This window comes from Enterococcus sp. BWR-S5 (assembly GCF_016745255.1).
Lineage (GTDB): Bacteria > Bacillota > Bacilli > Lactobacillales > Enterococcaceae > Enterococcus_L.
The window spans coordinates 99,156-112,276 of the sequence record NZ_JADOEQ010000001.1; the positions used below are offsets into that span (position 1 = coordinate 99,156).

At 38.9% G+C, this 13,121-nt stretch carries 10 protein-coding genes; 9 read left to right on the top strand and 1 reads right to left on the bottom strand.

Annotation, left to right across the window (positions count from 1 at the left end; all coding sequences use genetic code 11):
- Positions 1–14: 14 nt before the first annotated feature.
- The 6 genes from alr (at position 15) to lepB (ending at position 5,858) form a co-directional block, all read left to right on the top strand.
- On the top strand, positions 15–1,136 hold the full coding sequence (gene alr, locus IW510_RS00575; RefSeq protein ID WP_202055664.1) for an alanine racemase: 1,122 nt from the start codon (positions 15–17) through the stop codon (positions 1,134–1,136).
- Positions 1,137–1,147: 11 nt separating this feature from the next.
- Positions 1,148–1,522 carry a type II toxin-antitoxin system PemK/MazF family toxin gene (locus tag IW510_RS00580; protein ID WP_202055665.1) on the top strand — a complete coding sequence of 125 codons (375 nt, stop codon included), beginning with the start codon at positions 1,148–1,150 and terminating at the stop codon, positions 1,520–1,522.
- A 321-nt stretch (positions 1,523–1,843) separates the two neighbouring features.
- Positions 1,844–2,533, top strand: coding sequence for a hypothetical protein (locus tag IW510_RS00585; RefSeq protein WP_202055666.1), 690 nt, complete (start codon positions 1,844–1,846; stop codon positions 2,531–2,533).
- A 51-nt stretch (positions 2,534–2,584) separates the two neighbouring features.
- Positions 2,585–3,931, top strand: a complete 1,347-nt coding sequence (locus IW510_RS00590) for a hypothetical protein (RefSeq protein ID WP_202055667.1) — start codon at positions 2,585–2,587, stop codon at positions 3,929–3,931.
- Positions 3,932–4,423: 492 nt separating this feature from the next.
- Positions 4,424–4,837, top strand: coding sequence for a LysM peptidoglycan-binding domain-containing protein (locus tag IW510_RS00595; protein WP_202055668.1), 414 nt, complete (start codon positions 4,424–4,426; stop codon positions 4,835–4,837).
- A gap of 139 nt (positions 4,838–4,976) precedes the next feature.
- A complete protein-coding gene (lepB, locus tag IW510_RS00600; RefSeq protein ID WP_202055669.1) occupies positions 4,977–5,858 on the top strand; it encodes a signal peptidase I in 882 nt (293 codons plus the stop codon).
- Positions 5,859–6,149: 291 nt separating this feature from the next.
- On the opposite strand, the gene IW510_RS00605 is transcribed toward lepB, so the two are convergent.
- Complete coding sequence (locus tag IW510_RS00605) at positions 6,150–7,628, bottom strand: helix-turn-helix domain-containing protein (RefSeq protein ID WP_202055670.1); 1,479 nt, start codon at positions 7,626–7,628, stop codon at positions 6,150–6,152.
- Positions 7,629–7,805: 177 nt separating this feature from the next.
- Here IW510_RS00605 and IW510_RS00610 point away from each other — a divergent pair, with 177 nt between their 5' ends.
- The 3 genes from IW510_RS00610 to IW510_RS00620 all read left to right on the top strand — a co-directional run bounded on the left by IW510_RS00610 (position 7,806) and on the right by IW510_RS00620 (position 12,924).
- Positions 7,806–9,149 carry an FAD-dependent oxidoreductase gene (locus IW510_RS00610; RefSeq protein WP_202055672.1) on the top strand — a complete coding sequence of 448 codons (1,344 nt, stop codon included), beginning with the start codon at positions 7,806–7,808 and terminating at the stop codon, positions 9,147–9,149.
- Positions 9,150–9,492: 343 nt separating this feature from the next.
- A complete protein-coding gene (locus IW510_RS00615) occupies positions 9,493–9,714 on the top strand; it encodes a hypothetical protein (protein WP_202055674.1) in 222 nt (73 codons plus the stop codon).
- 510 nt (positions 9,715–10,224) lie between these two features.
- On the top strand, positions 10,225–12,924 hold the full coding sequence (locus tag IW510_RS00620) for a YhgE/Pip domain-containing protein (RefSeq protein WP_202055676.1): 2,700 nt from the start codon (positions 10,225–10,227) through the stop codon (positions 12,922–12,924).
- Positions 12,925–13,121: the final 197 nt, after the last annotated feature.

Consider the following 13,121-nt stretch of genomic DNA (forward strand, 5'->3'; position numbering starts at 1 on the left):
TGGAGGGATACATAATGGTCAGCGGTAGTCACCGACCTACAAAATTAATTATTGATACACAGGCAATCTCTGAAAATGTGTCTCAAGAAGTGGCAAGATTACCGAAGGAAAGTGAGCTTTTTGCAGTAGTTAAGGCAAATGGCTATGGACATGGGGCTGTTCAAACGGCTCTCAGTGCACGCAGGGGAGGCGCTACGGGCTTCTGTGTATCTTTATTGGATGAAGGGATAGAGTTGCGGGAAGCAGGCATAACCGAGCCAATCCTCATTCTTGGTGTAGTGGAATCAATGTACATAGATTTAATAGTAAGATATGAGTTATCTGTCACTGCAGCGACACAGGAATGGCTTGAAGAAGCACAGCAGATTTTAGCAGAAAAACCGTTAGCGCAGCAGCTGAAGATACATATTAAAGTAGATACCGGCATGGGTCGAATTGGTTTTACCTCCGGCAAGAGCGCCCTATTGGCTGTAGAGACAGTTCGTTCAAATCCTGCAATGGAATGGGAAGGAATATTTACTCATTTTGCTACAGCTGATGCGATTGATGCAGAATACTTTACGAAGCAAGAGCAGATGTTTAAAGAAATAATTCAACAGCTGCCGGAACAACCGCGATATATCCATAGTGAAAACAGCGCAGCTGCTCTGTGGCATCCTGAAAGTCCCGGAAACATGATTCGATTTGGCATTGCAATGTATGGCTTAAATCCTTCAGGACGAGCAATTACGGAGACGTATCCATTGAAGCCTGCGATGCAGCTGAAAACCAAACTGATTCAGGTCAAGGAGCTGCCGCAAGGAGCCGGTGTAGGGTATGGGAAGACATATACCGTATCCGCGGAGAAAGAATGGATTGGTACTTTGCCAATCGGTTATGCGGATGGTTGGCTGAGACATATGCAGGGGTTTTATGTATTAGTCAATGGGAAGAAATGTGAAATTATTGGAAGAGTGTGTATGGATCAGTGCATGGTTCGTTTGCCTGAATATGTGCCTGACGGAACAGAAGTGACATTAGTCGGGGAAAGCCAAGGAGAAGTAATCACGATGCAGATGGTTGCCGATCAGCTTTCAACGATTCATTATGAAGTCGTTTGTACATTTTCACAGCGCATACAGAGAGAATATAAATAGGGAGGATTACCATGGTCAAACGCGGGGATATCTATTTTGCTGACCTCTCTCCTGTTGTGGGTTCGGAACAAGGCGGGATTCGCCCGGTCTTGGTTATACAGAATAATTTGGGGAATCATTTCAGCCCAACGATTATCGTTGCGGCTGTCACAGCTAAGATGGCTAAACCAAAATTACCTACTCATATTGGAATTAACTCAGGGGAGACGGGAATCGAAAGAGATTCAGTGATTTTATTGGAACAGATACGAACGATAGACAAAGCAAGGCTGAAAGAAAAGGTCTGCCACCTTGGTATCGAGGTAATGACAGATGTAGACAGAGCTCTGGGAATCAGTGTTGGAATACTGGAAGCAGAAGAAGCAGTGGATACATATCAAATATAATGGTTATGACATTTAGAAAATGGATCAGCCAATTGCTATACATAGTGAGGAATGTTGAGAAGCAGTCAATCACAGTTTGTTCTCTGCAGGAATCTTAATAAAGCAGCTTTTTTGAATCGTTGACAGGGCTGAAAAGCCCTTATTAGAGAAATGAATTTCAGAACTTATTGCATACGGATTACTTAGTAGGATGTATCATAGAAAAAAAAGTTGGCAAGAATAAAGTGTAATGTTACAATGGATTATGTATAATTGGGTAGAAAATAGATAACTTCACACAAATGATTCGTGTTTTTATTATGTTATAAAGGGGTTTTTTATTTGGTCATAATCATTATAGGTGTTTTAGTCATCGCTCTCCTGGCCTTTTTCAGCTACGAGTTGATTAAGAGAATTAACCTGGATCGGCTGCCGGCTGAAAATGCTAAAATGCAAAGAAAAATCAATGTATACAGACAGCAGGAAAATAGCCGTCTGATTGTCTCCATCATCGTTGCACTAATACTCATTTCATTGTTTTTATTAGGGATTCTTTATCAACAGTATACACTGGAGCAAGATAATGAATCATTGAAGACGGAGATAGAAACACGTGACAGCGGCAAAATTGCTTCTGTAGAAGAATACACGGAAAACAGCTTGAAATTAGCTGATTTTTCGTGGGGAAAAATTGTAGAGAATCAAGATGCTGCAGCTTTAAAAAATTATGAGCTGCAGCTTTCCAGAGAATGGCAGCCTTTTTTCGGTGATGTCAGTGTGACGATTGTTAGAAGTCAGAACACGAATTCACTGACGATTTCAGTCTTCTCTTCCTCGCTGGCTTACTCCGGTTTCACTACAGCAGAAAAAAATGTAGAGAAGTTCGTAAAGGAGCTAGGCAGCGTACCGGAAGTCGCAATGTTGGATTTCAATTTTACATATCGGGATAAAACGAATACATTGACAAAAGCGTCGATGGTTTACTCTAAGGATGCCCAAGGTGAAGGGTTAAGCAAAGTTGAACTTAATTAGTAATTGAAGATAACGTGAACGTAAGATAAATTAAGATGGGGTGTAGAACAAATGGCAAAGAGACGGTTAATTAAAAAGATTAACGAAGTTTCTGATGAAGAATTGGCACAGGATGTGCTAAATTCGGAAAGCAGTACGGAAGAAATCGGAAGTTCTGCTGTTTTAACAGAGCAGCTTGAGAAGCAAGAGCAGGAAATCAGACATTTACGTGAACTGCTTGAAGAGTATCGTTTGCAAGAAGAAGATTATGAGAAAGAAAGAGATGAGAATTTCAAGCTTTCTCAGCAAAACAAACAATTAGCACAAAAAGTGGAGACACATCAAGATGAAATGGATGCTCTGGCGGATAAGAATGACGAGCTGGAAACACTATTGAATCAAAGAGAAGCAGAAATTGATGAGCTGAGAAATAATCAAGTTTCATCTGCTTCTACAGAAACAGAAGCATTGAAGCAGCAGATTCAAGAGCTACAGGAAGAAAATTCTGAAGCACAAAGACAAATCAGCAACCTTGAAGCTGAGCTTCTAGTGAAAAACAAAGAGCTGGAAACGAAGATTTCAGAGAAAGAGCAGGAAATTGCTCAACTGCAGACTGATTTATCATCTCGCGGCGTAGTGACGGAAAAACAAGAAGCATTGGAGACGGTGAAAATGGAATTAGAAGAATTGAACAAAAAGCTTCAGACACGTGAAGAAGAAAATCAGGCTCTTACCCAAAAAATTGCTGATCTTCAACAAAAACTGACTCAATTAGAAGATGAAAACAACCAGTTGAACAGTCAAGCTGCGACGCTGACAACAGATGTATCTGTTGCAGGTGCAAGCGAGCATGTTCAAGAGCTGAAAAAAGAATTAGCATCAGTTCTTAAAGAGAAGAGCGAAGTGGAAAGCACACTTGGCCGTATCCAAGCAGTGAATGATAAATTATCTGTTCAAAAAGATGTTTTTGAAGCTGAGTTGGCGACATTAAGAGACAGCTACAAGCTTAAAGAAGCTGAGCTTGAATCAGTTAAATCTGATTTAGGTGCGTTGCAAAGCGGTTCTGCATCAGGCGAAGTAAGAGGCGAGCAATTAGCTGAGCTTCTTCAAGCGAAACAACAAATCAATGATTTGTTGCTGAAAAATCAATCGTTGCAGGAAGATGCGCTGAAATCTCAACAAGAAATCGGTGAAGTAATGGTTTCTGCTAAGAAAGAAGCAAACAGAATCATCAGTGAAGCTCAGGTTGAAGCGAAACACATGATTAACTCTGCTGAATTAGAAATGCTGAATATCGGCAATCGTGCGAAAAATATTTCAAATGAAGTAGAAGAATCTAAGAATGAAGTAATGACAATTTATCGTGAGCTTGAAGAAAGATTGAATAAGCTTTCTCGATTAGATAAAAATAATGGCTAACAAACTGGCTAAATAGAGAAACGGATCAAGCAATTGATCCGTTTTGTCAGATTTCAGTAAAGGGTCTCCATTACGCCTTCAAGCAACTAGGCAACAATTGTTTCTACGAGTCTAACGATTCTCGAAACAAAGCATTAAGCCTGAACCGCTTGGCTAACGGACCACCAAAATGAAGAAATGAAACAATCACTTGATTCATTTCCTCAAAAATTAGTAAGGAGTACCATTACGCCTTCAAGCAACTAGGCAACAATTGTTTCTATGAGTCTAACGATTCTCGAAACAAAGCATTAAGCCTGAACCGCTTGGATAACGGACCACCAAAATGAAGAAATGAAACAATTACTTGATTCATTTCCTCAAAAATTAGTAAGGAGTACCATTACTCTTTTGCAGGACCATCTAGAAGTAATGGATAACGGACCACCAAAATGAAGAAACGAATCAATTACTTGATTCATTTCCTCAAATTTTAGTAAGGAGTGATTCAATATGAAAAAGAATAGTATAAAAGCGATTGTTTCATTGTTCTTTTTTAGTGGAATCATTGGACTGGCTACTTATTTTGTGAGTTCAACTCAGATTGAAGGCTCTACGCCTGAGACGAGTGCAACATCAAGTGAAGAGAATAAAGATGCTGAAGTGACGGCAACAAGTGTAAGTGCTGATTCTTCAGATAAGGGTGTTGAAGATACACCGGCATCAGAGGAACAGGCAGTTGTTTCTGAGGACGTTCAGCAGCCTGTTGAGCCGGAACGGGAAACGGAAATCTACACGGTTCAGCAAGGACAGAACCTTTGGGAGATTGCTCAGTCAACAGAGATGTCTTTGCAGGATTTGATGAATACCAATCAATTAAGCAGCAGTGCAATTTTTACCGGACAAGAATTACTGGTAAAGAAATAATCTTAAAATAGAATGAGCAAGAGAGTTTTCAGTTTGTTTATCAAAACTGAAAACTCTTTTAGTATTTATCGGTTTTTATGGTAAATCAGGCAGCATTTTGTTATCCTTAAATGGACAAGAGTGTAAATTGAGGTGCAGCATGGACGAGTTTGTAGAAAACTTAAAAAAGATGAAACGTCAGGGGAATTCCCAAGAAGGAAAACGCCCGATAACAAATAAACGAAAAAAGATAGATTTGACTAGTCAGGCAAAAATGACTGAAGAAAAAAGAAAATTGAAGAGACAGCCTGAACGAGAGTTGAAGAAACGTCCGGAAAGGCAACGAGAAAGCCGTCAGAGACCGGAAAGTAACTTAGTTCCTCCGAGTCAAGAAAAGAAGAAAAGACCGTTAGAGAGAAAGACAGCGCCAAAGAAGAAGAGACGTAAGCTAAGTCCTGAAGAAATTGAACGTCGGAGAAAAAAGAAACAGAAGGAACAAATTTTGGAAATCATCAAATTTATTCTGCCGGTCATCATCATGGCAGCGATTGTTTTCATTTTCATCTTCAAGACATCTCCTCATATGGTGGATGGCGACTCAATGAATCCAACATTGATTGATGGAGATAAGGTAATTGTTACTCGGACGAAGAAACCGGAGCGGTATGATATCATTACGTTCGATCCTCCGGTGGACAGTGATTTTCAGTACGTAAAACGTGTGATTGGAATGCCGGGTGATGCAGTTTGGGTTAACGGTTCTGATTTGTTCATTAACGAGGGCGGAAAGGTTCCTGAGAACATTGAAGAAGCTTCGGCGAATGAACTGCCTGATGGAACAATCAAGGTCACACTTTCTTCTAAGGCTTTGGAGCAGATGGGAAATATTGAAAAAATTCCGGATGACTGCTATTTTGTTTTAGGTGATAATCGAAACAACTCAACGGATAGTCGAGATTTTGGTTTAGTAGGAAGCAGTTCGATTGAAGGCGTTGTTTCATTTCGTTATGGACCGATGGGCTCTATTGGTTGGGTAAACTAGAAGCGAGGGTGCTTGTTTCGTTATCAAAATGCTATCTTTTAGTTATTTTATAAACTAATTTAGTTTTTTGATTATACAAAAGAAAAAATAATAAAAAAACATCACAGGTGGATGAGTAAGCACACCTGTGATGTTTTTATTTATTTTTTTGTGATTTCTTTCAATTAGTAAAAGAAGATAAAACCGCTATTTTTGACAACAATTCTCAGTAAATTTCGATTTTTCTGAGAAAATAGAGAACTTTAGGAAGTTTTCTTTGCTATAATGAATTTGTCAATATAGATGCTCAGATTATTTGTTCAACAGCTGTAAAATCAGTTGCTCTATTTCGTTCATATCATAATTATTACCAATGTCAGAAAAAACATAAGTTATTTTCTGTTTTTCGGAGATATGTTCACTATAGATATTTGATAGCAAGATATCATAATAGCTATCCTCTTGATATAGCTCAGCTTTGATCGGGTATTTATGACCAAGTACGTTATCCAGATGCTGTATAACTAATTCACCGATAAACGGATTTAATGAATGGTAGACACCAATCACGATTTTTTCTTCATTCAGCTCTGCAATGTGATTTAGGATGATTGTATAGTTGATTTCTGTAAATCTATTTTCAAAACGATCCTTATCTTCACTGGAATCAAATTTTTCAGAAGCCAGTTCCATAATTTCATTAACTTCATTTCCGGAAAACGGATGTCGCTGTGCGTGAATAATTGATTCAATCGTCCAGTTATCAAAAGGCAGGATGAATCCATCGAAGTAATACAGTCGAGAATGCAGCTGGAACAATAAATTTTCAATATAAGATAGTCTGGAAGATGAAGCATAGCTGGACAGATAGCCTTGCTGCTTCAAGTATTTCAAGATTACTTTGTTCATGTAATTAAGATACGAGCCGTTTTCTCTTTGTGCTTCCGCAAGACGAAAAGCAAACGCTGAGTTTGGCGAGAAATTGTTCATTGAACAAAAGAAGTCATAAAACATATATGCTTCATAGATAGAATAGGGACGATCAATTTTTTTCATATATGTATGGAAAGATAGGTTTATTTCTTCAAATAAAGGGCGATCCGGGTAATCATAATTCGGACTAATGACGGGATTGAATTCTGTCGTCATTCGACGTAAAGAAATTTTCATCCACAGCTTTATTTGAAATACTTCAGTTGGGTCAAACGTTACACTCAACGACTCCTTCAATGTATCCACGAAGCCGAGATATTGATTCGATGTCTCTTTTTCCAGTTCTGTTTTATCTTCAAAAAGGAACCAGAAGAAATTAAAGAAAAAGTAACGAATCTGCTTCTCCTCACCAACCAGTTTTCCTCTTTTGATTTGTAAGCGAAACTCTTTCAAGAGCTCATTCAGTTCCGTTACCTTTCTATAGTAGGTTGCAGAGCTGATAGCGTAGGTTAATTGGAAATAATCGCAGCTTACTTCATTTTTTTGGAAAAGCTGATTAACCATTTGAAACTTTATAGATTTATCAAGAAAAAGAAGGACCACTTTTTTTAAAGGGAATCCAAGTTCTTTTTTCAAGTACAGGTTATCGCCTTCGGCAGAAATTTGTACTTTATCAGATATGCCGTTTTCATCCAGAAATTGGCGTAAAAAAGAAAGATACTCATTTAGAGTAGGTAAACTTATTTGAAAAGCTTCGATTAATTTACTTTTGGTCGACTGTCCTTGATTGTTGTATAAGAACAATAAAATATCATTCATATAGTCATAGGGCTTTTCTAAAAAATCTCGTTTTAGCATGATAGACACCTCACTTTAAGCATACTTGATTCATGATAAAATGGCAATATTAATCTGAGAAAAGAATATTATTAGCGACTGCGGATTTCCTTTTTCATCGAAGTTATATATACATAGAACCAATGGGTGTTTCAGACTCTGGTATGAATAGAGTTTACCAGAAGGGAGAATGGAATTTTGAGAGTAGTAATAATTGGAGCTTCCCATGGCGGGATTCAGGCAGCCTTAACAATAAAGAGACTAGACCCAAAAGTAGAAATCATACTAATAGAGAAAAGAAATAACATTAGTTATGTTTCCAGTGGGATTATTATAAAATTGAATGACATGGTAGAAGAGCTTGACAACGTGCGCTATATTTCAGCTGAAGATTTGCAGCAAATGGGGATTGCTGTTCACTTGGAATCTACTGTAATTTCGATTGAACCGGAGAAAAGAGCTGTTACTTATGAATTGTTGACTGGCGAACAATCCATTGTAACATACGACAAGCTAATTCTTGCAACCGGCTCAAACCAATTTTCATTAAATCTTACTTTACCAGATAACGATCGAATTTCCTACTTTAAGAGCTACACCAGCTCTTTAGAAGCGTTACATAAGATAGAAGAAGCAAAAAGCATATCGATCGTTGGTGGCGGATATATTGGTATTGAGTTATGTGATGCGTTGAAAAACAAAGGAAAAGAAGTTCATCTCATTGAAAGTGCAGATACAATTTTGTTTCGTTATATTGATAAGGAGCTTTCCGAAATACTTGAGCAAGAGATGATGAATGCAGGTATCCAGCTTCACTTAAACGAAACAGTATTGAACTTCAAGGAAGTCGATCAGCTTCCATTTGTAACAGCAACAACGACGGAAGAGATTGAGAATGAGTATGTTGTAGTTGCGGTCAATGCTCGACCGGATACGAGACTTGTTCAGGAATTCTTAGATTTGAACTCTAATGGTACAATTCGTGTAAATAACCATATGCAAACAAGTGATCCAAATGTTTATGCCTTGGGTGATGTTGTGTCTTATCCTGTTCATAACAGCTACCGTCAATCCTTTATTCCATTAGTGAATAATGTCGTGCGAAGTGCCACCGTGGCAGCGATGAATGTGACAGGTAATCCAATGAGCTATACAACAACTCAGAAGACAACTGCCACACATGTCTTCGGCTATTATATTGTCAGTACAGGGCTTACAGAAACAGAAGCCAACTTTGAAGGGATTGAGGTAGAGAGTATCTTTTTGAAGTTACCCTATCAGCTGCCTTATTTAGAATTGCAGGAAGAGGTTTATATTAAATTAGTATTTTCCAAAGCAGGCAATTGTTTAATTGGCGGTCAAATTATGTCAACCAAAGATATTACTCAGATTGTGAATACCTTGTCTTTAGCAATTGAAAAGGAAGTAACCTTGAATGAGCTGGTGACAACGGATTTCTATTTTAATCCTACCCTGAATCGTCCGATGGGCATCATCAGTCAGGCAGCGTATGAGTTCATGATAAAAAAATACAAAAAATAAGTACGTCTAGTAAACGCCTTTTTTCCGAATTTTTAGTTATTCGGAAAAAAGGTGTTTTTTGCTATGGAGTATGGAACCTTTACTCTCGGAGAGCTGTGAATAACAAGTACTCGCTTATTGCGCTTTTCCAGTTGTTGGCTTCAAGAGCGTTAGGACTCTTAGGGAATAAGTTGCGGCCAGTATTCTAATCAAGAACCCTATGTGCCAGTCTCAGGTTGACTGCTTGAGAGCTGTCTAAACTCGTTTTGTTTTTATGCGTTCATTGGTCAGAAATAAATCAAATTATTATTACTTATGGCGGATTCATCTTATAATAGAGAAAATGTTACTGGGAGGAATAGCTATGAAAAAACAAGAGCAGCTTTTCGTTGATTATATGGAGGATGGTACATTGCCAGAGCATAAAGAAGAAATGAAAACACTTCTTCAGGAAATCGTACAAAGAAAACAACGAGGAGGTTTGGATAAGGCTTATTTGACTGGCATTTTACCCCGTCTTTTTTCTTATCTGAATCCTGACAAGGTAGCAGAAGCGAAAAAGATTATCGAGCAGTACACAAGCTGACACATCTATAGGTAGGAAGCCTCATTTTTAATCGAAAAAGCTTTGGAGACAGCTGCACAAGTATTTGAGGTATGAGTTTATCAAAGCTGAAGGTCTTTAGATAAGCCATAGAGCTCAGCAACGCACGCAGCTGTCTTAAGCTTCCTAGCTATGAAACTTACAAATTAAGAAGAAATGCTGCTGTTTACAGCATAGCGAATGACGGCAGCGTAAAGAAAAGTATGGACTGTTCTGGAAAAAAACTGCAAGCGAGTATAACGAGAAGAATTGATTGTTCGATAGAACAGCCAATGCTATTTTCGTATGCCTATCATTTGGATAAAGGGGACAAAGATAGCAGCGCTGGCAGCTTTTCGTGTAATGAAAACTTTAGAGATTCTTTAAAACAGCAGGGCAGTTTTGCGACAAATCCAAAAGGTTGTCTAAAAATGGTCTTCTCCGGAGAATTCAAACTGTTGCAGAAAAAGAAGATGTGCTAAAGTAAGTCCGTTATAAGGAGCAGGTGAGAGTATGAGACATTTAAAAAACACATTTAAACTTTTTATTTTGGACTGGAAACGAATTTGGAAAAATCCAATTGCCGCATTGCTAATCATTGCGTTGATGATTATTCCTTCCCTCTATGCATGGTTTAACATCAAAGCGTTGTGGGATCCCTATGCGAATACAGGTGAGCTGCCTATTGCAGTTTACAGTGATGATCAAGCTGCTTCGTTTCAAGGGAAGACAATTAATATTGGGGATGAGGTTCTAACCAATTTACATGAAAACAAGCAGTTGGGCTGGCAGTTTGTTGATTCAAAAAAGGAACTGGATGAAGGCGTGAAATCCGGAAAATATTATGCAGGCATTTATTTACCTAAGAATTTTTCAAAGGACTTATTAAGCTTTACAACCGGAGAAATCAAGAAGCCGGAAATCATCTATTCCGTGAATGAAAAAATCAATGCCATTGCACCGAAGATTACAGACAAAGGGGCGACGTCATTACAATCAGAAATATCTTCTCAATTTATCAGTACAGCCAGTAGCACGCTGATTAAGGTATTTAATGAGATTGGTTATGATATTGACTCTAACCTAGTTAGTATCAATAAGGTAAAAAATCTGATTTTATCGACAGATGAAAATATTGATACCATCGATTCCTATGTACAGGAGGTTGTTGCGCTTCATGACAAAATGCCGGAGATAAAGAATAAGTTGGCAAAGGCGGACGAGTTTGTCGATTATATTCCTCAGATTGATGCGTTGACAACGAAGGTGACAGAGCTGAACGACAAAATGCCGACCATCAAGGAGCAAGCAAAAGTTATTTTGACCTTGCAGGATAAGATTCCTGAAATCCAAAATGCCGGTACACAATTGGCCATGATTGATGATGATTTCGCCTCTGTTGAGCAGGTTATGAATGAAGGAATCGAGGAAGCTAAGCAAGGACTGACGATTATTCAGACCGTTCAAAAATCCTTGCCGGATATCCAAAAGCTGGGAGAACAGGCGGATCAGCTGGGAACAGTGACGCTGGATGGTGCAACGAAGCTGCAGACAGCATTACCGAGCATTGCCAGCAGTGTGGAGGTAACCTTAGAGTCTGTAAAGAACATCAGCACAAATATTTCTTCTATTACTAGTCAGATGGAGCAGATTCTTGCAGATAATGAACTGACTGCCGAAGAGCGAGCTTCCTTGAAGCAACTGCTGGCACAATTTTCAACCAGCTTGAATGGTCAGTTAACGGCTGTGCAACAGCTAGCTGAGATGCTGACAAACATTCAACAATCAGCCGGCAATCAAGACCTTCAAGGAATTATTAATCAGTTGGGTAGCATCAGTACACTTATACAGGGCTTAAAGAACCGTGTAGATACGATAAATGTGGACACAATCACGACAGCTGAGCTGCAAGCGGTTTTGAATGAAATCAGTACGACTGCAAGTAATATTTCTTCCGCAGCAGGAAGTATCAATACCGATCAAATCACGGCAACGGTTAATACATTACTTACGAACGTAATTGATACGATTACAACGGCAAAAGGTGTGCTTTCCCAAGCACAGCAGATTGATTTTGCGTCACTCTTAGCGAATACAGAAAACACCGTTTCAAATGCAATCGGTATTCTGGAAAAATATCAAGGACAGATGCCTGCTATTAAACAGGAAGTTCATGATGCGAATACGCTGTTGAATGGTCATATGGAGACAATTGTTAATGGCATCAATAAGGGTGCGGACCTGTACAATAATGACTTGCCTGTCGTTGAGCAGAAATTAGGATTAGCGGCTGATTTCATTAAAAATGATTATCCGGGAATCAAATCAGATATCACGAGTACCTTAACGATGGTTGATGACAAGCTTCCTCAGGTAGAGGCCGTCCTAAATCAGGCCAATGACCTAATCAAGAACGACTGGCCCAATATCAAAGCCGGTCTGCATAAAGCAGCTGAAGCGATACGTAAAGGGGAAAGTGAAGTCGACTTAGGAGAGGTTATCAAGCTGTTGAAGCTGGATGCAACCTCAGAGAGCGAATTTTTCACTGCACCAGTTGAAGTAAAAGAAAATCAAATTTATCCAATCGCGAACAATGGCTCAGCAAGTACCCCATTTTATACCGCCCTTTGTTTGTGGGTAGGGGCAGTGCTCTTTTCAAGTATTGCCACAACGGATTATTATTTAGAAGAAAAGGACAAGAAACGTTTCACAAAAAGAGAGATGTTTTCTGCTCGTATGTTGACATTCATCGTTATGGGGCTGGCTCAAGCGTTAATTGTGACCTTAGGGAACTACTTCTTATTGGGTGTAGATGTCAAAGATCCGGTCTTCAGTGTTCTATTTGCATTATTGATAGCCCTGAGTTTTATGACACTTGTGTATGTTCTGGTTGCACTTTTCGGCAATGTCGGTAAAGGGATTGCAATCATCATCCTTGTGCTGTCTATCTCAGGCGGCGGCGGTAATTACCCTATTCAGGTATCCGGTAAATTCTTCCAGTTTATTAATCCATTTCTGCCCTTCACTCATGCAGTTAATCTGTTGAGGGAATCAGCAGGCGGTATTTACTGGCCAAATGCGTGGAAGGCAATCATTATATTAACTGTTTTAATGATTGTGGTAGGAATTTTAGGAACCTTATTCTATCCAATTTTGCAGCCGAAAATGAAAAAACTGGCGGAAATCTCACATAAGAGTCATATCTTCCATTGATTTTCTTAAGTGTAGAATGAGTGTGGCACAAAAAATAATGAGTAGCGTTCAACTAAAAGAACAGAAAAAGCGAAAAGTATCGAAGAAAGAACACTCGATGCGGCTTTTTCTGTTTTTTTTGCCTGTCATAGAGGTATCTGAATGGCGATAACAAGACAGTTTGTTTAAAACTAGGCAGTCCTAAGATTTATGAGAAG

What these genes read in the sequence shown, in the direction of transcription:
- IW510_RS00595 (WP_202055668.1), top strand. Translation starts at nt 4,424, where the DNA reads ATGAAAAAGAATAGTATAAAAGCGATTGTTTCATTGTTCTTTTTTAGT.
- IW510_RS00580 (WP_202055665.1), top strand. Translation starts at nt 1,148, where the DNA reads ATGGTCAAACGCGGGGATATCTATTTTGCTGACCTCTCTCCTGTTGTG.
- IW510_RS00620 (WP_202055676.1), top strand. Translation starts at nt 10,225, where the DNA reads ATGAGACATTTAAAAAACACATTTAAACTTTTTATTTTGGACTGGAAA.
- IW510_RS00615 (WP_202055674.1), top strand. Translation starts at nt 9,493, where the DNA reads ATGAAAAAACAAGAGCAGCTTTTCGTTGATTATATGGAGGATGGTACA.
- IW510_RS00590 (WP_202055667.1), top strand. Translation starts at nt 2,585, where the DNA reads ATGGCAAAGAGACGGTTAATTAAAAAGATTAACGAAGTTTCTGATGAA.
- alr (WP_202055664.1), top strand. Translation starts at nt 15, where the DNA reads ATGGTCAGCGGTAGTCACCGACCTACAAAATTAATTATTGATACACAG.
- IW510_RS00605 (WP_202055670.1), bottom strand. Translation starts at nt 7,628, where the DNA reads ATGCTAAAACGAGATTTTTTAGAAAAGCCCTATGACTATATGAATGAT.
- lepB (WP_202055669.1), top strand. Translation starts at nt 4,977, where the DNA reads ATGGACGAGTTTGTAGAAAACTTAAAAAAGATGAAACGTCAGGGGAAT.